The organism is Meridianimarinicoccus sp. MJW13, assembly GCF_014901205.1.
GTDB lineage: Bacteria > Pseudomonadota > Alphaproteobacteria > Rhodobacterales > Rhodobacteraceae > Meridianimarinicoccus.
In genome coordinates, this window is the sequence record NZ_JACNMU010000003.1 from 401,295 (window position 1) to 427,099 (window position 25,805).

Consider the following 25,805-nt stretch of genomic DNA (forward strand, 5'->3'; position numbering starts at 1 on the left):
CTGTCTAGCGGTCGCGGCCCCGTTGCTACGTCTCATCCGCGCCTTCCCCGGATTTGATTGCGACATCGATCATGTCTGCGGCCGTTGTGGTGGCCGTGTCCAGCGCGAGCTCCAACGCCTCAAGATCGCCGCATTTGCCATCGCGCAGCAGCATCGCCAACCCGCCCTGCCCCAGGCGCGACGGCTCCAGCCCGCGTCCGGTCAACAGCCGCGCCACGGATTTCACCGCCGCCAGCAGGGTGCCGATCTCGAGCAGTTTGGCGCGCACTTCGGCCGAGGCCAGATCGGTCTCCAGCCGCAGTTGTGCGGCACTGCCGGTCTCTGGATCCCCGGCCAGAAGCGCGATGGCCTGGCCGAACAATTCGATATCCTGCAAACCGCCCGGGCCGTTCGACACGTCCCACACACCCTTGCGCGGCTTGGCCTCGGACAGCCGCCGACGCATGTCGGCCAGATCCTGCAGGACCTTGGCCCGATCCTGCGGCCCGGCCAGAAGTTTGCGGCGGAAGGCTTCGAACTCCGCGCCCAGACCCTCTGTGCCGGCCACAACCCGCGCGCGGGTCAGGGCCAGATGCTCCCACGTCCAGGCCTCCTTGCGCTGATAGGCCTGGAACGAGGTCCAGGACGCCGCCGCCGGTCCCTGCCGTCCCGAGGGCCGCAACCGCATGTCGACTTCGTACAGCGTGCCCGCTGCCGTTTGCGCCGACAGCGAGGTCACCAGCGCCTTGGTCAGCCGCGCGAAATAGGTGCGCGCCTCCAGCGGACGCTTGCCGTCGGACTCCGCATCGGGCGGCGCGTCGTAGATGACGATCAGATCCAGATCAGAGCGCGCGCCCAGCTTGCGCGCGCCCAGCGAGCCCATGCCCAGAACGATCGCCCGGCTGCCCGGCACCACCCCGTGCTTGCGCGAAAACTCGGCACAGGTGGCCTGCCACATGCCCTGCACCACGGCCTCGGCCAGATCGGAATACTCTGCCGCCGCCTCATCCGGGCTGACCAATCCGCGCAGATGATGCACGCCAATGCGGAAATGCCAGTCCTTCTGCCAGTGGCGCGTGGTGTCCAGCCGCAATTCATAGTCCAGATCGGGGTTGGCCAGCAGCGCTGACAGTTCCTCGGTCAACTGGGCACTGCCCGGCCAGGCTTCGAAGAAATCCCCGCCGATGACCGCGTCCAGCACGCCCGAATTGTTGGACAGATACTGCGCCAATGCCGGGGCGGTAGAACTGATATCGACCATCAAGTCGATCAGTTGCGGGTTGGCCTCGAACAGGGAAAACACCTGAACGCCGGCAGGCAACCCCTTGAGAAACCCGTCAAACTGCAAGATCGCTTCGTCGGAATCGGCCGCGCGTTGAAAGCCGGCCAGAAGCTTGGGCAGCAGACGGGCAAAGATTTCCTGCGCCCGTTCCGAGCGCAACGCGGGATAGGATTTCCAGCGGTCCACCACTTTTTCCGCTGTGCCGGTCATCTCGGGCAGCAGGGAGTCCGCACGCTCAGGGGCAAAGAACTCCTCGGTCAGCGCATAGACCCGTTCAAAGCGTTCGCGCAGGGACTCCTTCAGTTGCGCCACATCCCCGACGCCGGTGAAATCCGCCAGCCGTTGCCAACCCTCGTCCGCCGAAGGCAGCGCATGGGTCTGGGCATCCTGCACCATTTGCAGGCGATGCTCTATTTCGCGCAGGACAAGATAGTCGGCGTCCAGCGTCGTCGCCACGTCTGAGGTCACCCAACCCTTTTCCGCGAGGGCGGCCAGGCCGTGGCGGGTTTCACGCATCCGCAACTCGGGATCGCGGCCCCCGGCGATCAACTGGCGGGTCTGGGTGAAGAACTCGATCTCGCGGATGCCGCCGGGGCTGAGCTTCACGTTGCGCCCGTCCAGCCTGTCCGAGGCCCGGCCCTTCTGGGCGCGAATCTTCAGGCGCATGTCCTGCGCCTCGTGAATCGTCGCGAAATCCAGATGGCGGCGCCAGATGAACGGGCGGATGTCCTTCAGGAACCGATTGCCTGCTTCCAGATCCCCGGCACAGGGGCGCGCCTTGACATAGGCCGCCCGCTCCCACGCCCGGCCCAAGGCTTCGTAGTAGCGCTCTGCCGCCGTGATCGACACGGCCACCGGCGTCACCGAGGGGTCAGGCCGCAATCGCAGATCGGTGCGAAACACATAGCCATCGCCGGTGTTGTCGGACAACAGCCCCATGGCCTGCCGGACCGCCTTGATGAAGATGGCGCGCGCTTCCATCACGTCGGGGCCCTCGAACCGGCTGTCGTCGAACAGGCAGATCAGGTCGATGTCCGAAGAATAATTCAGCTCGAACGCGCCCATCTTGCCCATGGCCAGCACGGTCAGACCGGCGGCCTGATCCAGATCGTCCAGCGATTGGCCGGGGATCTTGCCCCGTGTCAGCGGCAGGATCAGCGCGGATTTCAGCGCCACATCGCTGGCCCGGTCCGCCAGTTGCGTCAGGGCGCCGGTGACCGCATCCAGCCCCCAGACCCCGCCCAGATCCGCCAGCCCGGTCAACAGCGCCACCCGCTGCTTGGCCAACCGCAGGGCCTTGCCCGTGTCCGACGCCGGCCCTGGCTCCAGGGCGGCGATCTCGGCGGCTATGACCGTGGCGGGATCCTGGTCCAGGGCCGCCTCAAGCCAGTCGCGGTGCCGGGTCATCAGGCCGGCCAGATAAGGGCTGCATCCAGCCGTACCGCACAGCAGGTCACGGGTGCGCCCGCTGGCCCAGCCCAGTTGCGACAGGGCATCCTGTGCCAGAACGGTGTCATGGGGAATCGGCGCGCGGGTGATCTGATCAGCAAAGGTCATGGGCGGAGCCTGTCGTCTCGCCGCGCCGGGGTCAACGCACCGCAGGGTCACGGCACGCCGCCCGATCTTGCTGCAGATGCGAATGTAAAAAGTTTTCACATGAACCCTTGAAGCGGCGGCGGGCGCACCCAATCTATTCAATGTGAAGACAGTTCACATACACACAACCAACACGGAGATCCCGATGAGCACCGTCGCAACCTGGCCTACGGCCGCAGAAACCTGGCTCGATCAGCGCGGCAAAGGCGCCTGGATCGCGGCCATGATCCTCGGCTTCATTGTCTTCTGGCCCATTGGCCTCGCCCTTCTCGCCTATATGATCTGGAGCAAACGCATGTTTGGGAAATGTTCCCGCCACACCCGCAACGCCACCTATGCCTTCAAGTCTTCGGGCAACAGCGCCTTTGACGCCTACAAGGCCGAAACCCTGCGCCGGCTGGAAGAAGAACAAGACAGCTTCCAGGAATTCCTCAAGCGTCTGCGGGAAGCCAAGGACAAGGCCGAATTCGACCAGTTCATGGACGAACGCGTCCGGACGGCCGCAGCCCCCGCTGCACCGGAAAGCGCCTGACGCCCTTCATGGCCCCCCCTCTAGGGGGGCCTTGCCTTTTCTTCGCGGACCGATTGCAATGACATCCATGATTCAACCTGACACCGCGCTGTGGGGCCTGCCCGACCCGGACACCCATGGCGACTTCTATGCCGACACCACGATCAAGCGGTTCTTCGCGTGGCTGGTCGACACCGTCCTGATCCTGGGGATCAGCCTGCTGGCGATTCCGTTCACCGCGTTCACGGGGCTGTTTTTCTTCGGCTTCCTGTTCCTTGCGGTGGGTCTGGTCTATCGGATCTGGGCCATGTCCAGCCGGTCTGCCACCCCCGGCATGCGCCTGATGGCGATCGAATTCCGCAACAGCCGCGGCGAACGGTTCGACACCGCAACCGCCACCCTGCACGTGCTGATGTTCTATTTCATGACCACCTTCTTCGTGCTTCAGATCATCTCGATCATCCTGATGCTGACCTCGTCGCGCGGTCAGGGCCTGCATGACATGCTGCTGGGCACCGCCGCCATCAACCTGTCGCGCAAGCCCTGAACGCGCGGTGTGTCCCAAGGGGGCTTGGCGGTTTCGTTCGGGATTGCTAGGCTCCCTCGAAACAGGTCGAGGAGCCCATGCGCCATACGCTTCCCATTGCCCCGCAGTTCTATGTAACTGCGCCGCAACCCTGCCCCTATCTGGATGGGCGGATGGAGCGGAAGCTGTTCACGGCCTTGCAGGGCGAAACCGCCGAAACCCTGAACGACACGCTGTCCAAACAGGGGTTCCGCCGATCGCAGAACGTGCTTTACCGGCCCTCCTGCGCGGAATGCACCGCCTGCATGTCGGCCCGTATCCGGGTGGCGGATTTCGAACCCAGCCGCGCGCAACGCAAGACCCTGCGCCGCAATGGCGACCTCAAGCGACGGGCCAATTCTCCCTGGGCCACCGAAGAGCAGTTCTCGCTCTTCCGCCGCTATCTGGACAACCGCCACGCCGATGGCGGCATGGCCGACATGGACATCTTCGAATTCGCCGCGATGATCGAGGAAACCCCGATCCGGTCGCGCGTCATAGAATACGAAGTCCGGGAATCGCCCAACCTGGTGCGCGGCGACCTCAAGGCCGTGTGCCTGACGGACGTTCTGGATGACGGGCTGAGCCTTGTCTATTCCTTCTACGAACCAGACGAGAACCGCCGCTCGCTGGGCACCCATGTCATCCTCGATCATATCGAGATCGCCCGCGAAAGCGGCCTGCCCTATGTCTACTTGGGCTACTGGGTGCCGAGCAGCCCGAAGATGGGCTACAAGGCCGGCTTCAGCGCGCTTGAGGTCTATAAGCACGGGGTCTGGCAGGACATCGGCGATCCCGAATGCCACGAGACCGAGACCCATCCGCTGTCGGTCGATCCGATTGCCGAACAGGTGGCGCGGATCTCGCTGCCCGACAGCGTGCCGATCAAGCGCTAGGGTCCGGCGCGCCCGAAATCCCGCAATTCGTACGACCTGCCACACCCCGGTATCCGGGGTGTTTTTCCGTCTGCCACGCGCCGCCACGCCACGAAAAAGCCGCCCCCGAAGGGACGGCCTTGGTTGGTCCGGGCCGGGGCTGCAGCGCCCCGGTGTCCGATCCGGTCAGTTCAGCAGGTTCGGTACGATGGTGACCACGCTGGGGAACAGCCACAACAGGCCCAGTCCCGCCACCTGGATCAACACGAAGGGCAGAACCCCCTTGTAGATGTCACGGGTGGCGACCTCGGGCGGCGCCACCCCGCGCAGGTAGAAAAGCGCGAAGCCGAAGGGTGGTGTCAGGAAGCTGGTCTGCAGGTTCACCGCGATCATGATGGTGACCCACTTGGGATCCATCGTGCCGCCATAGATCACCGGCCCGACGATCGGGATCACGATGTAGATGATCTCGAGAAAGTCCAGCACGAAGCCCAGGATGAACAGCACCAGCATCACCAGCAGGAAGACGACAAGCTCGTTGTCGAAACTGCGCAGGAATTGCTGGATGTAGTGTTCCCCTCCGAAGGAAATCACCACGAGGTTCAGCACCTGGCTGCCGATCAGGATGGTAAAGACCATCGAGGTCACCTTGGCCGTCTCGCGCACCACCGGGGTCAGCACCCCGCCCCGCAGCAGCACCCAGCAGCTGTAGAGGATGCCGAAGATGGCAAAGTGATAGGTCAGAAGGGCCACGATGAAGGCGATGTATTCTTCGAACATCACTTCCGAGCGGGTGATCCGCAGGTCGAAGTTCACCCCCACAAGGATCATCAGAATGATGGCAAAGGACGCCCAGATGATGATCTTGCCCGACCGGCTGTCATCCCGCAGCTTGCGATAGGCCGCCAGCATGATCGCGCCGGATGCGCCAAGTGCCGCCGCCGGGGTCGGGTTGGTGATCCCGCCCAGGATCGAGCCCAGCACCGCGACAATCAGGATCAGCGGCGGAAAGACCACGCGCAGAAGCTCGTTCTGCGACAGGCGGGTGATGGCCTCGCGACAACCATAGGCGATCAGCAGCAGCGGGATCACCAACAGCAGGAAGCTGGCCCCTTCGCTGGTTGTCGGGCTGATCAGGAACCAGTCCACCACGAAGGCCAGACCCACACCCGCCAGACCGATGGCCAGCGGGGTCGGATCGGCGGTCGGGGCCACACCACGGGCGGTGGTCAGGACCAGCGCCAGCATGATGAACATGGTCGCCAGACCCGAGCTGATCGGCGCGGCATTGGCGATCTTCTCGACCCGGGCCGTTTCGATCTCTTCGGCGCTCAGCGCGCGGCTGGCTTGCGCCCCGCCCGAAGCCTCGATGGCCTCCTGCTGCTCGATGGCCAGATCCCATTTCTCCTGCCCGTGCAGTTCGATCATCGACGCCTGACATTGTTCCGAGACACTGGTCCGCAGGACGGCGGATTCAGAGGCATCCGAATAACTGTCGACGGTGATGTCCTGTGATCCGACAATCCCGATCTGTGCCAGCAGGATGGCGCCACCGATCAGCGCGATGGGCATACCCAGGAACCAGGTCAGACCTTCGCTGCGGGTGATGACTTCGCCGCCTTTGACGTCCTCAATCTCGACCGGCGGCGCGTGCCGCGGATCGTACAGGGCGAAGCCCAGGGCATAGACCGCATAGAGGCCGGCAAGCAGGATGCCGGGCAGGATCGCCGACTGGAACAGCGTGCCGACCGACACCACGGCGGCTTCACCCAGGTAGGTCAGCGCGTCGGAACACCCGGCCGCCTGGGCCCGTGTTTCCTGCGCGGCCGAATACAGGTCGCCCGCCAGGGTGCCCAGCAGAACGATCACGATCGACGGCGGAATGATCTGGCCCAGCGTGCCAGACGCGGCAATGACGCCGGTGGCCAGCGACGGCGAATAGCCGTTGCGCAGCATGGTAGGCAGCGACAACAGGCCCATCGTCACCACGGTCGCCCCGACGATCCCGGTCGAAGCAGCCAGGAAAGCGCCCACGACCACGACCGACACGGCCAGACCGCCGGGCATCGGCCCGAAGACCCGCGCCATGGTGGTCAGCAGGTCATTGGCAATACGCGAGCGTTCCAGCGTGATGCCCATCATCACGAACATCAGCACCGCCAGCAGGGTTTCGATCGACTGACCGGCAAACACGCGTTCGTTCATGCGGTTCACGATGAACGACAGGTTGCGATCCACGGCCTGCTCCCAACCGCCCGGGAACAGGGGCTGATCGATCAAGGGTAAGTCCGGGTATCGGAAGTGCGATATGTTGATCTGGTTGGCGCCATTGGCGATCAACGCCCGATAGGCGTCGCTGGTGGTGTCCACCGCCTGGTGGATCAACAATCCGGTACTGTCCAGCGCGGCAATGATGCCGAAGGACAGAACCCCGGCCCCGCCGATGGCAAAAGCCACCGGGAAGCCGGTCATGATGCCTCCGAAGAGACAGAAGAATACGATGATCAGGCCGACCTCGACTCCATCAAGTCCAAATAGCATGGGTCAGGGTCCCCTCAGAAGGATTCATGGAAGTGCTCGGGCAGATCGTCGCCCAGCACGTCCTCGTCATGGTACCGGCCGTCGGCTTCTTCGCCTTCGATCAGTTCCAGAAGATTGCGATAGAAGAAGGCCATGGCCTGGATCAGCATCATGACAACGAAGGCCATGATCAGCACCTTGAACAGGAAGTAGGCGTTGAAGCCGTTCGGCGAAAAGCCGATGGTTTCCACGTTCCATTTCACGATCCGCGCCTTGCGCATCAGCATTTCGATCTTGTCGCTGGCCGAGATCTTCGGGGTGATCAGGTGACGCCACAGGAAGAACCAGGCGTACATCCACGTCAGGGTCAGCACCGGGATCATGAAGATCAGGCAGCCGATCATGTCGATGATCTTCTTGGTCCGGCGCGAAACCGAGCCATAGACCAGATCCACCCGCACATGGCCGCCCTGGATGAAGGTATAGGCGCAGCACAGCGCCACGATCATGGCGTTATAAAGCTTCAGTTCCTCGGCGTACCAGCTGAGATCCTTGGTAAACACGGTCCCGAACGGGCCGATGGAAATCTCGGAGACAAGGAAGATCCGTTGCAGGAAGACGATCAGCGTCTGTTGCAGGACCATCAGCAGGCCGGCCCAGGCGAAGAAGCGTCCGACCGTGTTGCCGAACCATTCCGCGCCGCGCACATAGCCCCAGAGCACGCTGTTGCGCCACAGGCCGACGGCGGTCAGCACAAGGAAAGCGGTGAAGATGACGAAGAAGAGCTGGGTCGAGCCACCGTAGTAGGCAAACCGCATGATCGCTTCGGTGTCGGACCAGTTCAGCCAGAGCCCCGGATGGGTCACGGCATAACCGAAATTGTAAAAGGCTGTCCCGATATTGGTGACAACCCAGAGGATACCGTCCAGCATCGTCCTCTCCCCGCTGCGGGCCCTTGTCCCGGACCTCGCTTTTGCACAAAGGCCCGCCCCCCTGCGCGGGGGGCGGGCCGGTTCAGATCAGGTTGGGATCAGGAGCCCAGCACCCGGTCCCGCTGATTGCGATAGGTGGCGTCAGACTTGGAAATCCAGCCCGAAGACGCTGCCATCGACTCTACATAGGCGTCGTAGGTTTCCTTGAAGATATCATCGCCCATGAATTCTTCATAGACCTGCATCGACGCGGCACCGAAGGCATCCCAGACGCTGTCGGGGAATTCCAGAACCTTGACGCCAGACGAGGCCAGACGCTGCAGCGCCGAACCGTTGTTCATCAGGTACTGGTGCAGGTTCCAGTGGTCGGCAGCGGCGGCGCCGATTTCGATGGCGGCCTTCTGCTGCTGGGTCAGGCTGTCGAAGACTTCAAGGTTGGTTGCCAGCGACAGACCCGCCGACGGCTCGTGGAAGCCTGCGGTGTAGTAGAACTTGGTGATCTCCTGGAAGCCCACCTTCTCGTCCGACCAGGGGCCGACCCATTCGGTGCCGTCGATGGCGCCCGAGGCCAGGGCCTGGTAGATTTCGCCGCCCGGCAGGTTCTGCACCGACACGCCCATGTGGCCCAGGGCGCGACCGCCCAGACCCGGCATGCGGAATTTCAGACCCTGGAAGTCTTCCGGGCCGGTGATTTCCTTGGTGAACCAACCGCCCGACTGCGCGCCGGTGTTGCCCGCCATGAACGACTTCAGGCCGAAGATCTCGCCCAGGGCGTGGTGCATTTCCATGCCGCCGCCGTGGTAGTACCAGTTGTTGTGCTCGGTCGCGGTCATGCCGAAGGGCACACCGGTGTAGAAGGCGAACGCGGGGTGCTGGTTGACGAAGTAATAGTCAGCCCCGTGATACATGTCGGCCTGACCGGCGGTCACGGCGTCGAATACTTCGAAGGCTCCGACAAGTTCGCCCGCGTGCTTGACGTCGACGGTCAGCGACCCGTCGGTCAGCGCGTTGATGTTTGCGGCGGCGCGGTCAGCGGCGTCTGCCAGACCTGCAAAGCCGCGCGGCCATGTGGTGACCATGGTCAGCGTGCGGTTGCCCTGCGCATACAGCGGCGCGGCCAGCGAAGATGCTGCGGCGGCGGTGCCACCCAGTGCGGAGTTCTTCAGAAAAGAGCGACGGTTCATTCGGTATGGACCTCCCATTGATTTTTTTGACCCACGATGCGCGAACCCACGCCGCAGGCGGTGCCGGGAGACTAGCGAATTGAGGGATAGTGGCAATTGCCTAGTGAACAAAATGAACAGGGTTTACCGCTCGTAAGCAATCAAATGTTGCATTGCTGCAGCGCGGCAGACGAAGATTGCGGGTCTTGGTCCAGGCACGCGCAGGATGACCTAGGGTCACCAGCGCAGCGGGGATGCAGCGGGGATTCCGTCGAAACACCGGATGATTCGATCTCCTCGCCGCTCCCCCCGACCCACACAGGGCGCCGGTCCGGCCAGCCCGCCCGCGTTCGGCCTGCCCTGCCTCGTGCAACTCAGGTGCCTTGCAGCCTTCGGTCCGGACCCCCATAAGACAGCAAACGCACGGAGGCATCTGCACCATGAGCGACGGGACAACGGGTCTTGACCTTGCATTCTGGATTACCGCCGGGGCGGTGTTCATTCTCCTTGCCTGCTCGGCCTTCTTTTCGGGATCGGAAACCGCGCTGACGGCCTCCTCCCGCGGCAAGCTGCGCAACCAGGCCGACGCCGGATCCAAGGGGGCGGCCACCGCACTGAAACTGACCGAGGACAGCGAACGGCTGATCGGCGGCATCCTTCTGGGCAACAACCTGGCCAACATCCTCGCGACGTCGCTGACCACGGCGCTGTTCACCAAATACCTGGGCGAAGGCGGTGTCGCGATGGCGACGCTGGTCATGACCCTGCTGGTTCTGGTCTTTTCCGAGGTCTTGCCCAAGACCTATGCGATTTCCCAGTCCGAGCGCGCGGCGGCGCTGGCGGCACCGGCGATCAACGTGATCGTGACGGTGCTGTCGCCGGCGGTGTCGGTCGTGCGTTTCATCGTGCGCTCGGTCCTGCGGGTCTTCGGCGTGCGCATCGATCCGGGCCGCAACGTCCTGTCCGTGCGCGAGGAAATCATCGGTACGCTGACCCTTGGGCACCACGAGGGCGTGGTTCAGAAAGAAGATCGCGACCGCCTTCTGGGGGCGCTGGATCTGGGCGACCGCACCGTGGAAGAAGTCATGCGCCACCGCTCCGACATCGAGATGATCGACGTGAGCAAGCCGGTGCCCGAGATCATCGCGCAGGCCCTGCAATCCCAGCACACGCGCCTGCCGGTGTTCCGCAACGATCCCGAGAATATCGTCGGGGTGATCCACGCCCGGGATCTGTTGCGCGCCGCACTGGAAACGATCGGCAGCGAGGGCACCATCAAGGACCCCTCGCATGTGTTGGACTTCGACATCATGTCGGTGACCCGCAAGCCCTATTTCGTGCCGGAAACCACGACGCTGGACGACCAGATGCGCCACTTCCTGAAACGGCACACCCATTTTGCGCTGGTGGTCGATGAATACGGTGACCTTCAGGGGCTGGTGACGCTGGAGGACATCCTCGAAGAGATCGTGGGCGAGATCACCGACGAATTCGACGACAGCGCCGCGGACATGATCCATCGCGATGTGGACGGCAAGTTCATCATCGACGGCGCCATGACCATCCGCGACCTGAACCGCGCCCGCGACTGGTCCCTGCCCGATGACGAAGCCAATACCATCGCCGGACTGGTCATCCACGAGGCCCAGATGATTCCGGTCGTCGGCCAGGTGTTCGTCTTCCACGGGTTCCGCTTCGAGATCCTTGCCCGCGAGAACAACCGCATCACCCAGATCAAGATGTCGGTGGCCCGAACGAAGCCGGAACGAACGGTTACCGAGCATTAACCTTTTCGCGCTAGCCTTGGTCCTGTCGGGGCCGGTCTTGGCCGTTCCTGGCATATTCCTCCCTGTTGGACTGGCCGCGCCTCTGGCGCGGCCCTTTTTACTTCAGTTTTACCAGTAATTGGCTGTTGACGCTTGATCCGAGTCGCCGTAGCGTTCACCACATAAGTCGGCCAGTCCGACAGGGAGCAAAAATAAAATAAAGGGTCCTTCGTGGGCCCTTTTATTTTTTTGGGGATCTGGAACCCTTTTGCGACCCGGGTGTATTCCCTCGCGCCACGATTTGGACTTGCCGGCAATTGCGGCAGACAGATCGAAAATCTCGCATTTGACAGCATGGTCTTTCCCAGGTTCGGGACCCGCGCCACGGGGCAACGGTGCATGTTGCCCAAAACCCGGTCATCCTGATAGCTGTGCCTATTCAGAGACTTGTCGCGCAGTGCTGATGTCTCGCACCGGTTGTTGATGTCCATTGCCGATCGGTCGGCGGCCCCGTCGATACGGCTCTGTCAGAAGAACTCACAACCCGGATATTGAGCAGACTTCGCGCAATGAGATCTGGATCCGGCGGAAAATGCAGATGGCTCCATTATGCTGCGCTGCAGAAATCTCGAGGATAGTCCCGTTGGGGCGCATCAGCGATCTCACGGGGCAATGGCCCGACCACAATTCAGGATTGAAGCAGCGCGTCATTGATCGGGCGAGGTCCGGCAGCGCCTGTCCGCGGGCCGGTCCATTCCCTGCCCGCGCAGCGCCGCGTCTTTGACCTGCAAAGGGTGCTTTAAACTTTTCGCGCGCTTCCCTAGGTTCCCTCTGACAAGCTTTCTGCACCATGCTAGGAGCAGGTCAGAACGACCAACACGGAGCCTCAGATGCGCAACTTCCTGATCGCCGGTGCCCTGAGCACCCTGATCGCGGCCCTTCCGGCCACCGCCCAGCAAACCGCCCCGAATGCGGCCCCCAACGCAGCCCAGGCGGCTGCGGCTGCCCTGCCCCAGTCCCGCGCCGATGCGCAGCCCAACCAGACCTACGAGATTGCCACCCATGGCGACTGGTCCCTGCGCTGCATCCGGCTGGAACAGGTGGCTTTCGATCCCTGCGAGATCCAGCAGACGCTGCTGAACCCCGAGGGCAACCCGACCGCTGATTTCAGCCTGTTCCCGGTGGACAATCCCGAGCTGACCGCAGGGGCCACCGTCATCACGCCGCTGGAAACCCTGCTGACCCGCCGCGTGTCCTTCAGCGCAGATGGCGGCGAAGCCGTCACTTATCCGTTCCAGTTCTGCAACCGCCAGGGTTGTATCGCGCAACTGGGGCTGAACGAGGCTGAAATCGCGCGGATGCGCAGCGGCTCGAACGGCGAAATCGCCATCTACCCGATGGTGGCGCCGGACAACCGCATTTCGCTGACAGTATCGCTGTCGGGCTTCACCGCGGCCTATAACGAGTTGATGGCCCTGCCCCGGCCGCAATAACCGGGCACGGCCCCGTCAGATCCGCCTGAGCGCCAGAACGGCGTTCAGGCCCCCGAAGGCGAAGGCGTTGGACAGGACAACGTCAACATCGGCTTCGCGTGCCTCGTTCGGCACCACGTCCAGCGCACATTCGGGATCGGGCTCTTCATAGCCGATTGTCGGCGCGATGATGCCGTCCCGCAGGGCCATGACACAGGCCAGAAGCTCCACCGCGCCTGTACCGCCGATCAGGTGTCCATGCATCGACTTGGTCGAAGAGATCATCAGCCGATCCGCATGGGCGCCGAACACATCGGCCACCGCCGCGCATTCGGTCTTGTCGTTGGCGGCCGTGCCGGTGCCATGGGCGTTGATATAGCCCACCGCGTCGGGCGAGATCTTCGCGTCTTCCAGCGCCCCGGCAATGGTGCGGGCCGCGCCCTGCTTGGAGGGCATCACGATGTCGGCCGCATCCGAGGACATGGCAAAGCCGATCACCTCGGCCAGGATATCGGCGCCGCGCGCCTTGGCGTGCTCGTATTCCTCGAAGATGAAGATCGCCGCGCCTTCTCCCTGAACCATGCCGTTGCGATTGGCCGAAAACGGCCGGCAGGCATCCTTGGACATGACGCGCAGCCCTTCCCAGGCCTTGACGCCGCCAAAGCACAGCATGCTTTCGGACCCGCCGGTCACCATGACCGTCGCACCGCCGCCCCGGATCAGGTGGAAGGCCAGCCCCATGGCATGGTTCGACGAGGCGCAGGCGGTGGCCACGGTGAAGCTTGGACCCTTCAGGTTGTAGTCCATCGAGACATGACTGCAGGCGGCGTTGTTCATCAGCTTGGGGACGACGAAGGGATGAACGCGGTTCTTCCCTTCTTCATAGACCGTGCGATAGTTTTCATCCTGCGTGTTCAGGCCCCCGCCCGAGGTGCCCAGCACGACCCCGGACCGCGCCGCCAGGTCGCCGGCAAAGCTCAGCCCCGATTGCGCGATGGCCTCTTTGGCGGCGATCAGCGTGAACTGGGTGAACCGGTCGTACAGCGCGATCTGTTGGCGGTTGAACCGTTGCTCGGGATCATAGTCGCGCACCTGCCCGCCGATATGGATCGACAGGCGCTCCACGTCGCGGAAATTCAGCTCGCCAATGCCGCAGCGGCCGTCTCGCATGGCCTGCAATGTGTCTTCTGCCGTGTGGCCAAGCGCGTTGATGGAACCCTGACCGGTGATGACGACGCGCTTCATCCGGACTGCTGGGCGACGAGGGATTCAACCGCGCCGACGATGGCTTCGACACTGGAGATATCGAAGTCGCTGGCCGCGGGATCATTGGCGTTGAAGGGCACCTGAATGTCGAATTCCTCTTCGATGGCAAAGATGCTTTCCACCAGGCCCAGACTGTCGATGCCCAGATCTTCAAGTGTCTTGTCCGGCGTGACATCCGCCACATCCATGACCGCCTGTTCGGCGATGATGCCCAGCACCTTGTCTCTGACGCTCATCCGACCACTCCGAGTTCGTTGATGGGGGATTTAGTTGCTTTGATCCGGCAAGGAAACTGCTTTCTTCAAGGCCGAAACGTCGCGCATCATCCGTGGCAGGCGGCGCAGGGCCTTGTAGATTTCATTGTGCGTGGTCATCTTGATCGCCGGGTAGCCCAGGATCACCCGGCCTGCGGGCACATTGGTGAAGATCTTGCTGGCCCCGCCCGCCACCACATCGTCGCCGATGAAGATGTTGTCGTTCACCCCGACCTGGCCTGCCAGGACGACGCGGTTGCCGATCCGGGTCGATCCGGCGACGCCGACCAGCCCGCACAACATGCAATCCTCGCCGATCTCGACGTTGTGTCCGACCTGAACCAGGTTGTCGATCTTGGTGCCGCGCCCGATCTTCGTGGCCCGGATGGTGCCGCGATCGACGGTCGAGTTTGCCCCGATTTCCACGTCGTCGCCGATTTCGACCGTGCCCAGCGAATGCAGCCGCGTCCATTCGGCGTTGGTGACCTCGACGCGGTCGCCAAGGTTCTCGCGCACCTGCTCGACCGAGGATTTCTCGGGCGTCACGAAGGCAAAACCGTCGCCGCCCAGGGCCACGCCCGGTTGCAGGATCACCCGGTCGCCGATGCGGACACGCGCGCCGATGCGGACACCGGAACAAATCAGCGCATCGTCTCCGATCACGGCCTCTTCGGCGATGGTGGCCTGTCCGACGATACGGGCGTTGGCACCGATGCGGGCATTGACGCCGATCACGGTCAGCGGGCCGATGGCCGCCCCCGGCCCGATCCGCGCTGAGGGATCGACCACCGCCGTGGGATGGATGCCCGGCGCAATCTGCGGGCCGGGATCGAAGATCTTCGACAGATGCGCCATGGCCAGACGCGGGCGGGCGACAAACAGGGCCGCCTTCAGGTTCAGCGCCTGCCAGTCCGCGCCCTCCCACAGGATGGCGGCCTGCGCCTTTCCCTTGGGCAGACCCTCGGCGTACTTCGGATCCATCGCCAGGGCGAGATCCCGCGCCCCGCAGAGCGCCGGCTCAGAGGCGCCGGTGATCTGCAGCGCGCCGTCCCCTTCAAGGCGCGCACCCAGGGCTTGCGCAATGCTGTCGAGACTGAATGCCATGATCACTCCGGAATAGCTGTTCCGGCCTGTCTAGCCCCCAATCGCGCGCAGCGAAACCCCGGCCTTCGCCAGCGCGTTGAAGATCATTGCGTCACGCCCGTATATGTCGACCCGATACTGCACATCGCCCGAGCCTTCGACGAAGGCCGTCTGGTAGACAAGATGCACCGGCACCGGCTGTTTCAGTTGCACAACGCTTTCGCGGCCAGTGTCCAGATGCGCCTTGAAGGTTCCCTTGGGGTTGGACGTCTGCTTGGACAGCAGCGTGTAGGCGAAGTCGAACGGATCGGCCAACCGGATGCAGCCATGGCTGAAGGCCCGCTGTCCACGCGAAAACAGCGATTTGTGCGGCGTGTCGTGCAGATAGATATTGTGCTGGTTCGGGAACATGAACTTGACCAGCCCCAGGGCGTTGCCGTCGCTGGGCGGTTCTTTCAGGCGGAAGGGGAAGTTGCCTTCGCTGTAGGAGGCGAAATTCACCGACCCGCGCGACACCCGGTTGCCGTTCTGATCCAGCAGGTGCAGATGCGAGACCGCATTGGGGTTCTGCTTCAGCATCGGCAGGTATTCCTTCGTGGCGATGGAATACGGCACGTTCCAGGTCGGGTTGATGACCATGAACTCCATCCGGTCCGAAAACTCGGGCGTGCGGTGGGTCGAGCGGTTCTGCCCGACCACGGCGCGGGTTTCAAAGGTCACGCGCCCGTTGTCGATGATCTTGGCCGAATAGTCGGGAATGTTTACCAGTACGTGGCGCTTGCCCAACGGGAAGTTCATCCAGCGTTCGCGCTCCATCCCGACGATGACCTGCGTCAGGCGATCCTTCGCGCTGCGGTTCAGTTCCGCCAGCGTGGCGGGACCGGCCACGCCATCGGGGTCCAGCCCGTGATCGCGCTGAAACCGGGCAAGGTCCTGCTGCAAGGCCTGGTCGAAAGTCGGAGATTTTCCGCCCTTGCCATAGCCAAGGGCCCGCAGCCGCGTCCGCATCACCACGATCTGTTGCGACGACTGGCCCATCTTGTAGGACTTGCCGCCCACCTTCGAGCCCCAGCCGCCGGCGCCGACGATCTTCTCAAGCCGGGTCTTTTCCTCCATCAGCGCCTTGTAGCTGGCGCGCTGCGGTGGCAGCGCCTTCAGAAATCCCGACGGCGAGCTTTTCGAGAAAGCCACCAGCGTCTGCACCGTGCCACGCCGGGGCGCTGCGCGGTCGATCTCCTTGCTGACCCGCGACGGGGTCAGGATGCCGGACTGGATGTCCTGCGCATACGCGCTGAAGGTCTTGGTGAAAGCGATCTCGGCCTTGGCCTTGTCGGCCACCGATTTGGCCCCGGCCATCTGGCTCAGCCCCGCGACATTATAGGCCCCGGTGGGCAGACCGTGATCGCCGGACTGCTTCAGCGCCTTCAGAAAGTCGCGCTGGCGGCGCTTGTCCTTGGCTGACCCGCCCATCCACATGGGCTGATAGTTCCGCTGGGCATAGAACTGTTGCAGCGTGGCATCGCGCGCCACGGACGAGGCAATGGCCTGACGCAGGGCCTGATCGCCGGACTGGGCAAAGGCAGCCCCGGTCAGAAGAAGGACAGACAGAAACGCCCAGAAAGGGCGCAGAATCGGGCTTCGCAGGATCGCGGACATGGGAACTCCTGGGTTGCGGCGCAAGGGACCGTTATCCCCGAGGTAACGCGCGGGGTTCAATCCGTCAAAATCACAATCAGATGTTGCTGAATATTATGTCGCGGATCGGCAACGGTGGATTAGGACACCCCTCCTGACTTTGCATTGGCAGAAAGCTGCCGATTTCGGCCCAGATTCCGGTGTGAGTCCAAATCATTGTTGGGTTGTTCATACTGTTGTGTAAAAAGCCGTTCTGTGGGATGGTTCTCAAAACAGCCGCGAATGTGGCGAATATGAGGCAGTACGGGCATGACAAATGACAGCAAGGCGGGCACAGCCCGCATTTCCAGACGTGGACTATTGGCGGCCTTCGCCGCAACGACGGTTACCGCAGCACCGGTTCACGCAGGCGTATTCGGGTTCCTTCGCGGGGCCGGGGACGTTCGACGGATCAAGATGTATTCCGGCCGCACCGGCGAGAGCATCGACATGATCTATTGGGTGGACGGCCGCTATGTGAAGCCCGCCCTCAAGGAAATCAACCACTTCATGCGGGATTGGCGCGAGAACAAGGCGACCAAGATCGACACCCGCACCATCGACATCATGGCCGCGTCGCATACGCTGCTGGATATTGACGAACCCTACTTGCTTCTGTCCGGCTATCGCACACCGCGCACCAACGCGATGCTGCGCAAGGGCACCAGGGGGGTTGCCAAGAAATCCCTGCACATGTCCGGCCAGGCCGCCGACCTGCGGTTGAAATCGCGCAGCGTCAGCCAGATGTCCAAAGCCGCGCAATCGGTCTCGGCGGGCGGTGTCGGACGCTACTACCGGTCCAATTTCGTCCATATGGACTGTGGCCCGATCCGAACCTGGAACGGCTGAAGCCCTTTCAAAGACTGCCCCTTCCAGCGCCGCCGCCCAGGCGGCGTTTTTGCGTTTGGCGACCTGTCTGCGCGCCGCAGTCGAAATTTCACGATGCCGGTAGACAGGGTGCGCCTCCTGCCCCAAGATGAGGGAAATTTCCGAAATTCTCGGATCCGGGGAGGAAATGCAGAATTTTGCAGAAGAACTCAGGGCGGCGCTGCTTCTGATCCTCTCGGGGGATCCGGACATGTGGTCCATTGTTCTGCTGTCGCTGCGCGTGTCGCTGACGGCAACCGTGGTGGCGGCGGCCATTGGCCTGCCGCTGGGCGCGATCCTTGCGGTGACGCGCTTTCCCGGCAAGCAGCTGGTGGTCGTCGTGGTCAACGCGCTGATGGGCTTGCCGCCGGTCGTGGTCGGGCTGACGGTCTATCTTCTGCTCTCGAACTCCGGCCCGCTGGGCGTCTTGAGCCTGCTGTACACCCCCACCGCGATGATCGTCGCCCAGGTGCTGCTGGTGCTGCCCATCATCACAGCCCTGACCCGCCAGATCATCAGCGAACTGGACGGCGAATATGCCGACCAGTTGCGCTCTCTGGGGTTGAGCCGGATGCAAACCGTGCCGACGCTGCTGTGGGATGGCCGATTTCAACTGATGACGGCGTTGCTGGCCGGGTTCGGCCGCGCCGTGGCCGAGGTGGGGGCCGTGCTGATCGTTGGCGGCAACATCAACCATGTGACCCGCGTCATGACCACCACGATCGCGCTGGAAACCTCGAAGGGCAATCTTGCGCTGGCGCTGGCGTTGGGAGTGATCCTGATCATGATCGCGCTGATGGTGAACGCGGCGGTGGCCGCAACCGCGCTGCGGGCGCAAAGGCTCAGCCATGCGTGACCACACCGATCAACTGCGCGCCAACTGGGCCAAGGACGCGGCCCCCGCCGTGCCCGCCTGCCGGGTCGATGTGTCGGATCTGACCGTCGCGCGGGATCGCAAGACCCTGCTGAACATTCCCGCCCTGACGCTGAACGCCCCCGGCCCCAGCGTCATCATCGGTCCCAATGGCGCGGGCAAGAGCGTGCTGCTGCGGCTGATCCACGGGCTTCTGCCCGCCACCACCGGACAGATCGCGCTGACCGATCCCTCGGGCGGCGGCGCGGTCAAACAGGCGATGTTGTTTCAGAAACCGGTGCTGTTGCGGCGCAGCGTGTCGGGCAACCTGGGCTTCGTGCTGCGCCAACAGGGGGTGCCGTGGCGCGCACGCCGCGCCCGTATTGACGAACTTCTGGCCCAGGGCCACCTGCAGACCCGCGCGAAACAGCCCGCGCGCTCCCTGTCCGGTGGGGAACAACAGCGGCTGGCGCTGGTGCGCGCGCTGGCCACCGGCCCGGACCTGCTGCTCCTGGACGAACCCACTGCCCCGCTGGATCCCGCCGCCACGCGCGAGATCGAAGGCCTGATCCGTCAGATCAGCGCCAGTGGCATCAAGATTGTCATGGTCACCCACGACCTTGGACAGGCCCGCAGGCTGGCCTCCGAGGTGATCCTGCTGCATCGCGGGCAGGTTCAGGAGCAGGCTCCGACGGACCGGTTCTTCGCCCTGCCCCGCTCTGCCGCCGCACAGGCATTTCTGTCCGGCGATCTTCTTCGGTAATCCCCATCAAAGCGAGACTGAACGTGTTCTTCAGAAACATTGTATTGGGTGGCCTGATGCTGGCCGCCACCGCGATTTCCGCCACCGCCGCCGATGACGTCATCATCGTGCAATCCACGACATCGACCCAGAATTCGGGCCTGCTGGACGCGATCCTGCCGCAGTTCCAGGACGCCACCGGGATCGAGGTGCGCGTCGTCGCCGTCGGCACCGGGCAGGCCCTGCGCAATGCCCGCAACGGTGATGGCGACGTGCTGCTGGTTCATGCCAAGCCCGCCGAAGAGGCTTTTGTGGCCGAGGGATTCGGCTTGCCGCGCCGCGACGTGATGTACAATGACTTCGTGATCGTCGGCCCGGCGACGGATCCGGCCGGACTGGCCAACGAGGCCGACGTGGTGGCGGCACTGGCCAGGATCGCCGCGGCCGAGGCGCCCTTTGCGTCGCGCGGAGACGACTCCGGCACGCACAAGGCGGAACTGCGCCTGTGGGGCGACACCGGCACCGATGTGGCCGCGGCTTCGGGCACCTGGTACCGCGAAACCGGATCGGGGATGGGGGCGACGCTGAACGCGGGCGTGGCCATGGGCGCCTATGTGCTGACCGACCGGGCGACCTGGATTTCCTTTGGCAACAAGGGCGAACACCGGATCCTGCTGGAGGGCGACCCGCGTCTTTTCAACCAGTACGGCGTCATCGTGGTGAACCCCGAACGGCATCCCAATGTGCAGGCCGCCGCGGCGCAGACCTTTGCCGACTGGCTGACCGGCCCCGACGGACAGGCCGCGATTGCCGCCTTCAAGGTGGACGGCACGCAGCTGTTCTATCCCAACGCCGCGCCATAGTGCGCGATTACGGGGCGCTGCCGTTCATCACGACCCGCAGCGCCTCGCCCACGTCATAGCCGCCCAGTTCGGCGGCGCGATCTGCAAACCCCGGCCGCCCCACAAGACCGATCAGCGCCTGCATCGGCGCGGTGAACCACGCCTGCCGCCACACCAGAAGATCGAAGCGTTCCTCGACCAGCGGCAGGAAATCCAGCCCGAAGGGCTTTGCCACGGCCTCGATCCCGAAACCGGCATCGGCCTGCCCTTCCGCCACGGCGCGGGCCAGGTCCAACTCGGTGCGCGCGGCCCCCTGGGGTCCGCTCAACGCATCGGGCGTCAGCCCCTCGGCCTTGGCCAGACGCTGGAAGTGACGTTCGCTGGCGGCGGTCTCTTGCCGGCGGACCACGCGATGCGGCGCCAGATCGGCAATGCCGGAAATCTTCAGCGGGTTGTCCCGCGCCAGCAACAGACCGCGCCGCCGCGTCGCGAGCCGCACCAGCACCACCGGCAGCGCCCCGGCCGCCGCCTGAACCGTGTCGATGTTCCAATGCCCCGAGGGTTCATGCACATGCAGCGCACAGGCCATGGCCTCGCGCGCCAGAAACCGGCCCAGCCCGTCGAAACTGCCATCGAACAGGCCCGCCAACCCGCTGGCGCTATCGCGCAGCGCCCATTCCAACAGCGGATCATGACTGCCGACGACGATGCTGGGCAGATCCGCGCGCACCTCTGGTCCGCTGCGCCCGGCCTGGATCCAGGCCTTCACCTCGTCGCGCGGAAACAGAAGCTTGCCCACGACCCGGATGCAGGGCACCTGTCCCGAGGCCGCCAGGTCATAAACCTTGCGTTCCTTGATCCGCAGAAGCTCGGCCAGTTCCTGGGTCGTCAGATATTCGGCGGCGGTTGGGTCGGTCATGCGGGCGAGTCTGATCGAAACTGCCCGTCCCTGCAACGGTTCCGCGCCGGCAAGGCCTATCGCGCGACGATCAATTCGGCCTGCAACCCGCCCAGACGGGCGCTGCGCCCAAGGTGCAGGCGCCCGCCGTGCCGCCGTGCGATGTCCGAGGCGATGGCCAGACCCAGTCCGACCCCGGTGCCGCGATCCTGATTGCGCGCCGCATCGAGCTGGGCAAAGGGTTTCAGCGCATCCTTGAACTTGTCCTCGGGAATGCCTGGTCCGTCGTCCTCGACGCGGATGCAGACCGTGCCCTCGCGCACAACGACGGTGACCGCCGCCATGGTGCCATAGCGCACGGCGTTGCCGATCAGGTTCTCCAGCGCCCGGCTGATCGCCATGGGCCGGATCGTGACGTCGCCGGTTTCATCCAGCTGGTACAGGTCCACCGCGTGACCGCCGCGACGGGCGGAATCGGCGCAGTCGCGCACCAGTTCGGTCAGATCGGTGGCCTCCGCATCGTCCAGCGCATCGCCGCGCACGAAGTTCAGGAACTCGTCCACCAGATGCTGCATGTCCTGAACATCGCGCCGCATGGCGTCGGTTTCCTCGGTGTCGTCCATCATCCCAAGCGCCAGCTTCAGCCGTGTCAGTGGCGTCCGCAGGTCATGGCTGACCCCCGAGAGCATCAGCGTGCGCTGCTCCATCTGGCGCTCGATCCGGCTGCGCATGTCGAGGAACGCCTGCCCGGCCAGCCGAACCTCGCTGGCGCCGGTGGGACGGTAGTACACATGCCGCCCCTTGCCGAAAGCATCCGCCGCCCGGGCCAGCCGCTTGATCGGCCGCAACTGGTTGCGCAGGAAGATGAAGGAAATCAACGTCATCAGAACGCCGGTCGCGATCATCAACACCAGAAGCTGATGCGGGTTCGACGCCGACACCCGCCCGCGCGGCATCCGCAAGTCCATGCCGCCATGCACGGTGTCGATCGACACCTGCACCTCGCGCTGGTTGCTGGTAAGGTCGATGCCCGAAACACCGGTCAAACGCCGGTGCAGGGTTTCGATCACCACCCGCCCCGACAGATCATAGAAGGCGCGCGTGTCGCCATCGCGCAGCGGCGCGGGCAGGAACACCGCCAGTTCCAGCGCCGGTCCAAGCTCGTCCACCAGCGCCTGCGCCGCGGCAAGGTCGGGCGCCGCGTTCACGCTGTCCACAAGATACCGCGTTTCAGCCAGCACATTGCGGGTCATCTGGCGGGTGACGCCTTCGAAATGGCGTTGAATGAAGACGATCGAGACCACCAGTTGCAGGCTGAACACCGGCAGGATCAGGATCAGCGCGGCGCGTCCATACAGGCTGCGCGGAAGGGAGTGTTTGAGCCAGGCGAAGAGCATGGCTACATCTGACCATGCAGCAGCAGCACAGGAAAGCGCCAAATGGACCCTTCCCCGCAGTCCCCCGTTCCCGGACAGGTCGAAGACCTCGCCCCAGGCCTGCGCCGTGTTCTGGCGCCCAACCCCTCGCCCATGACCTATTGGGGCACCAACACCTACCTTTTGGGCGACCGGGAGATCGCTGTGATCGATCCCGGCCCGGACAATGCAGCGCATCTTGAGGCCATCCTTGCCGCCCTGCGCCCCGGCCAGAAGATCACGCAGATCCTTGTCACCCATGCCCACCGGGATCATTCGCCGCTGGCCCGCGCGCTGGCCGACCGAACGGGCGCCCCGGTTCTGGCCTATGGACCGGCCGCCTCGGGCCGCAGCGCGCTGATGCAAGGTCTGGTGGCGGATGGGCTTGCCGGGGGCGGGGAAGGCGTGGACACGGAGTTCGCGCCCGACCGTTGCCTTCCCGATGGCGCGCAGGTAACCGGCGCGGGCTGGACGCTGACGGCGCTGTGGACACCGGGACATATGGGCAACCACATGGCGTTCCTTTGGGACGACATCCTGTTCACCGGCGATCTGGTGATGGGCTGGGCCAGTTCGCTGATCTCGCCCCCAGACGGCGATCTGGCGGCGTTCCTGTCATCCTGCCACCGGCTGCGGGACCTTGGTTCGCGCATCCTGCATCCCGGTCACGGCCTGCCGGTCGCCGATCCCGCCGCGCGCATCGACTGGTTGATCGCGCATCGCCATGCCCGCGAGGCCCAGATCCTGTCGGCCATTCCCCCGCACGGCATCGGGCTGAGCGCCCTGACCCGGGCCATCTATGACCGCGAAACCCCTGCCGCCCTGATGCCCGCGGCCGAGCGTAACGTGCTGGCCCATCTCATAGATCTGACCACGCGCGGCAAGGTTCAGGCCGCCCCGAACCTGTCGCCCTCGGCGCTGTTTTCGCTGGCCTGAAATGGGGTGAAAAAAATGTCAAAAGCCTCTGGACGCCCCCAGACAGCATAGCTATACACCGCCGCATGTTCCGGCGTAGCTCAGCGGTAGAGCAGTTGACTGTTAATCAATTGGTCGTAGGTTCGATCCCTACCGCCGGAGCCAAATCACCCAACAATATCAGGTGACCAAGCAAGCACCCCCTCGGGGGTGCTTCTTCATTTTTGGGCTGGGGCAGCACGCGGAGCACCAACCGGCCAGTTCCGCCTGGGGACGCTCCCGGCATCATCCTGCTGGATGGCGTTCCGAGGGGCGATACGGTCTAAAAGGGCGCGAGGCGCTGAGCCGCGCCGTAGGCGGCTGTCGCTTTCAACACGATCTCATCGATGGCGCCGTGGCGGCGCAAGAACGCTGCCGGGTCGGCGGAAATGTATGGATGTGCAGACAAAACGTCCAAAGCCAGGGCCGTCTTCTCGGCATCTCCCAGTGCCGCCGCGTTGATGGCAACGAGGAACCACGCGAAGCCTGTCCCCTTTGACGCGGCGATTTCGGCTTCCTCCAAGGCCCGTTCGAAGTTGCCCTGCATGAAATGCTGCAGCGACGGAAGGTGATAGTACCAGCCGGGCGGGTCGACCGTGCGCTCGATCGCCTGCGCCATGAGTGGGCCGCCTTCGTCGAATTTGCCCCGCACCGACAACCGCCACCCCACCTGCGCGAGCGTGTCAGGATCGTGCGGGTTAAGGTCCAGCGCGATACGCCCGTAGCGTTCGCTTTCGGAATAATTGCCGGTGTAGTGATGGATGGAGGAGAGGGCCTTCGCGGCAAGTACGTTGTCCGGAGCCATGGAATAGGCGTGTTCGGCAACCTCCAGCGCCGCCGCGATTTCGGCATCGGCCTGCTCGGCAGGGACAAAGCCGAAGCGCGCCGCGTCAAGCTGGAGCCACCCGAGCATTGCCCAGGCCTCGGCGTAGTCGGGGCTTTGCGCCACGGTTTCTTCAAGACAGGCCCGCACGGTCTGATAGGCGGCTGACGAGAACTTCTGCCGGTAGGCGATGGCCTCGAGAACGCACAGGTAGCTGTTGAGGCTTGTGGGCGCGGGAGAGGCATCTGCCCGCGCCATGATATCGGCGGACAGCGGGCCGTAGGGCTGCCCGATGGCGGTCGCGATCTCGGCCGATACGGAGTTGCGCAGGTCGATGAGGGCGCCGGGGTTCAGATGCAGGTCATAGCTTTCGCCCCAGACCAGTTCGTCCGTGATGGCCGACAGAAGCTGGACGTTGACCGAAACCGCCTCGCCCTCTGTCTGGACAGTGCCGTGCACAAGATAGGTCGGCACCCCGTCGGCACCGAGTTCCGCCATTCTCTCGGTCAGGTTGGTCGCAGCCAGCGGTGCAAACAGGCGCAAGTTGTCGAAGCCGCGCAGTTTCAGGACCAGTTCCGAACTCAGGCCAAGCGACAACGTCCGGGTTGTCGGCGACGGATCGAGCGCCTCGAAGGGCAGGATCGCGACGCGCGGAAACTCTGCCACGGTACGATCTGTAACCGCGACGCCATCGGCGCGAAACAACCACAATGAAATCACCGCAACAACCGCCAGCCCGGCAAAGATCGCCGCCATCAGCGGTGCCTTGCGCCTGGACTTGCGTGTTTTCGCCTGCGGTGGCGCGACGGATGATACCTCCGTCGGGGCAACTGGCGCGACAGTCGTGGCGACCTGGGGGGGACGAACCTCGAACAGGGGTTCGTACCTGCCCTTCGGGATCGATATGCGCACCGGATCGTCGGCACCGGGGCCGACATAATAGCTGTCGAGGTCCTGCCGAAGACGCCGGGCTTCCAGCCGCACCACCGGATCCGTCTTGGGATCGAAATTCTCGTCGCGCCCGAAAACCGAATGGGCGATGGCGAAACCCTTGAGGGCGGGCCCGCGACCCGCGAGCGCCTCTTCGACCACGAAACTCAGGAATGCGCGCCGCCGTTTGCTGGCCCTGAATTCCGGATGCTCGAACATTCGGTCCAACGCCGCGCGAACATCCGCCTGCGAGGGGTGCGCACCCCTCTCGTCCATCAGGTTCTGGCGGGCATTTACCATTTTCGGGGGCATCTCGCTGCGCTGGTCTCGATCCCACATGAAAATGCCGGCCGGGACCTGTTCGGCAGCACTATAGTCGCCCGCCCCCTGAATTAAAGGGCCGTATTGCGGTGTTGCGGCCTTACCAGGCACCCCTTTGTGAGGGGTTCGAACATGTTCGCCACTCCCGGGCACCGCACGCATGGGGCAAGCTCAAGGCGATTTCGACACGTCTTCCGTCCGGTTGTGAAACCAATGGTCGCA

Annotated in this window: 21 protein-coding genes and 1 tRNA gene; 11 read left to right on the forward strand and 11 right to left on the reverse strand. The window is 64.0% G+C overall.

Annotation, left to right across the window (positions count from 1 at the left end; genetic code table 11):
* Positions 1 to 25 precede the first annotated feature (25 nt).
* Entirely contained in the window at positions 26 to 2,818 is a 2,793-nt protein-coding gene (locus H8B03_RS07595; RefSeq protein ID WP_193141114.1) for a glutamine-synthetase adenylyltransferase, read from the reverse strand.
* A 184-nt stretch (positions 2,819 to 3,002) separates the two neighbouring features.
* Between H8B03_RS07595 and H8B03_RS07600 the strand changes: the two genes are divergently transcribed.
* The 3 genes from H8B03_RS07600 (at position 3,003) to H8B03_RS07610 (ending at position 4,829) form a co-directional block, all read left to right on the forward strand.
* Entirely contained in the window at positions 3,003 to 3,389 is a 387-nt protein-coding gene (locus H8B03_RS07600; RefSeq protein WP_193141115.1) for a DUF2852 domain-containing protein, read from the forward strand.
* 58 nt (positions 3,390 to 3,447) lie between these two features.
* Positions 3,448 to 3,915 carry an RDD family protein gene (locus H8B03_RS07605; protein WP_226925765.1) on the forward strand — a complete coding sequence of 156 codons (468 nt, stop codon included), beginning with the start codon at positions 3,448 to 3,450 and terminating at the stop codon, positions 3,913 to 3,915.
* Between the two features lie 77 nt (positions 3,916 to 3,992).
* Complete coding sequence (locus tag H8B03_RS07610) at positions 3,993 to 4,829, forward strand: arginyltransferase (RefSeq protein WP_193141116.1); 837 nt, start codon at positions 3,993 to 3,995, stop codon at positions 4,827 to 4,829.
* A 165-nt stretch (positions 4,830 to 4,994) separates the two neighbouring features.
* Here H8B03_RS07610 and H8B03_RS07615 read toward each other — a convergent pair whose 3' ends face one another.
* From H8B03_RS07615 to H8B03_RS07625, 3 genes are all read right to left on the reverse strand, one after another.
* Positions 4,995 to 7,349 (reverse strand): TRAP transporter large permease subunit, encoded by a 2,355-nt coding sequence (locus H8B03_RS07615; protein WP_193141117.1) that lies wholly within the window; start codon positions 7,347 to 7,349, stop codon positions 4,995 to 4,997.
* 14 nt (positions 7,350 to 7,363) lie between these two features.
* The gene (locus tag H8B03_RS07620) at positions 7,364 to 8,260 is read right to left on the reverse strand and encodes a TRAP transporter small permease subunit (protein ID WP_193141118.1); all 897 of its coding nucleotides are present in this window, start codon (positions 8,258 to 8,260) and stop codon (positions 7,364 to 7,366) included.
* Between the two features lie 98 nt (positions 8,261 to 8,358).
* Complete coding sequence (locus tag H8B03_RS07625) at positions 8,359 to 9,444, reverse strand: TRAP transporter substrate-binding protein (protein WP_193141119.1); 1,086 nt, start codon at positions 9,442 to 9,444, stop codon at positions 8,359 to 8,361.
* 419 nt (positions 9,445 to 9,863) lie between these two features.
* Here H8B03_RS07625 and H8B03_RS07630 point away from each other — a divergent pair, with 419 nt between their 5' ends.
* Both H8B03_RS07630 and H8B03_RS07635 read left to right on the forward strand, forming a co-directional pair.
* Positions 9,864 to 11,210, forward strand: coding sequence for an HlyC/CorC family transporter (locus H8B03_RS07630; RefSeq protein WP_193141120.1), 1,347 nt, complete (start codon positions 9,864 to 9,866; stop codon positions 11,208 to 11,210).
* Between the two features lie 869 nt (positions 11,211 to 12,079).
* On the forward strand, positions 12,080 to 12,682 hold the full coding sequence (locus H8B03_RS07635; RefSeq protein WP_193141121.1) for an invasion associated locus B family protein: 603 nt from the start codon (positions 12,080 to 12,082) through the stop codon (positions 12,680 to 12,682).
* 15 nt (positions 12,683 to 12,697) lie between these two features.
* Here H8B03_RS07635 and H8B03_RS07640 read toward each other — a convergent pair whose 3' ends face one another.
* The 4 genes from H8B03_RS07640 to H8B03_RS07655 are packed head-to-tail and all read right to left on the reverse strand — an operon-like array spanning position 12,698 to position 16,920.
* Positions 12,698 to 13,906 carry a beta-ketoacyl synthase gene (locus H8B03_RS07640; protein WP_193141122.1) on the reverse strand — a complete coding sequence of 403 codons (1,209 nt, stop codon included), beginning with the start codon at positions 13,904 to 13,906 and terminating at the stop codon, positions 12,698 to 12,700.
* Entirely contained in the window at positions 13,903 to 14,163 is a 261-nt protein-coding gene (locus H8B03_RS07645; protein ID WP_193141123.1) for an acyl carrier protein, read from the reverse strand. The genes H8B03_RS07640 and H8B03_RS07645 overlap by 4 nt, the downstream gene beginning before the upstream one ends.
* 30 nt (positions 14,164 to 14,193) lie before the next feature.
* Positions 14,194 to 15,285, reverse strand: coding sequence for a UDP-3-O-(3-hydroxymyristoyl)glucosamine N-acyltransferase (gene lpxD, locus H8B03_RS07650; protein WP_193141124.1), 1,092 nt, complete (start codon positions 15,283 to 15,285; stop codon positions 14,194 to 14,196).
* 30 nt (positions 15,286 to 15,315) lie between these two features.
* Positions 15,316 to 16,920, reverse strand: coding sequence for a murein L,D-transpeptidase (locus H8B03_RS07655; RefSeq protein WP_193141125.1), 1,605 nt, complete (start codon positions 16,918 to 16,920; stop codon positions 15,316 to 15,318).
* Between the two features lie 288 nt (positions 16,921 to 17,208).
* Here H8B03_RS07655 and H8B03_RS07660 point away from each other — a divergent pair, with 288 nt between their 5' ends.
* From H8B03_RS07660 to H8B03_RS07675, 4 genes are all read left to right on the forward strand, one after another.
* The gene (locus H8B03_RS07660) at positions 17,209 to 17,787 is read left to right on the forward strand and encodes a DUF882 domain-containing protein (protein WP_193141126.1); all 579 of its coding nucleotides are present in this window, start codon (positions 17,209 to 17,211) and stop codon (positions 17,785 to 17,787) included.
* 166 nt (positions 17,788 to 17,953) lie between these two features.
* Positions 17,954 to 18,661: an ABC transporter permease gene (locus tag H8B03_RS07665; RefSeq protein ID WP_193141127.1), complete on the forward strand. Its 708-nt coding sequence runs from the start codon at positions 17,954 to 17,956 to the stop codon at positions 18,659 to 18,661.
* Positions 18,654 to 19,421: an ATP-binding cassette domain-containing protein gene (locus tag H8B03_RS07670; protein WP_193141128.1), complete on the forward strand. Its 768-nt coding sequence runs from the start codon at positions 18,654 to 18,656 to the stop codon at positions 19,419 to 19,421. The genes H8B03_RS07665 and H8B03_RS07670 overlap by 8 nt, the downstream gene beginning before the upstream one ends.
* A 56-nt stretch (positions 19,422 to 19,477) precedes the next feature.
* Positions 19,478 to 20,263: an extracellular solute-binding protein gene (locus H8B03_RS07675; protein ID WP_193141233.1), complete on the forward strand. Its 786-nt coding sequence runs from the start codon at positions 19,478 to 19,480 to the stop codon at positions 20,261 to 20,263.
* A gap of 7 nt (positions 20,264 to 20,270) precedes the next feature.
* Here the strand turns inward: H8B03_RS07675 and H8B03_RS07680 are convergent, their stop codons facing one another.
* Together H8B03_RS07680 and H8B03_RS07685 are read right to left on the reverse strand one after the other, a co-directional pair.
* Positions 20,271 to 21,161, reverse strand: a complete 891-nt coding sequence (locus H8B03_RS07680) for a helix-turn-helix transcriptional regulator (protein WP_193141129.1) — start codon at positions 21,159 to 21,161, stop codon at positions 20,271 to 20,273.
* 56 nt (positions 21,162 to 21,217) lie between these two features.
* Complete coding sequence (locus tag H8B03_RS07685) at positions 21,218 to 22,537, reverse strand: ATP-binding protein (protein WP_193141130.1); 1,320 nt, start codon at positions 22,535 to 22,537, stop codon at positions 21,218 to 21,220.
* A 42-nt stretch (positions 22,538 to 22,579) separates the two neighbouring features.
* Here H8B03_RS07685 and H8B03_RS07690 point away from each other — a divergent pair, with 42 nt between their 5' ends.
* The gene (locus H8B03_RS07690; RefSeq protein ID WP_193141131.1) at positions 22,580 to 23,491 is read left to right on the forward strand and encodes an MBL fold metallo-hydrolase; all 912 of its coding nucleotides are present in this window, start codon (positions 22,580 to 22,582) and stop codon (positions 23,489 to 23,491) included.
* Positions 23,492 to 23,560: 69 nt separating this feature from the next.
* Positions 23,561 to 23,635: transfer RNA gene (locus H8B03_RS07695), tRNA-Asn, on the forward strand.
* Positions 23,636 to 23,792: 157 nt separating this feature from the next.
* Here the strand turns inward: H8B03_RS07695 and H8B03_RS07700 are convergent.
* Positions 23,793 to 25,481 (reverse strand): hypothetical protein, encoded by a 1,689-nt coding sequence (locus H8B03_RS07700; RefSeq protein ID WP_193141132.1) that lies wholly within the window; start codon positions 25,479 to 25,481, stop codon positions 23,793 to 23,795.
* Positions 25,482 to 25,805: the final 324 nt, after the last annotated feature.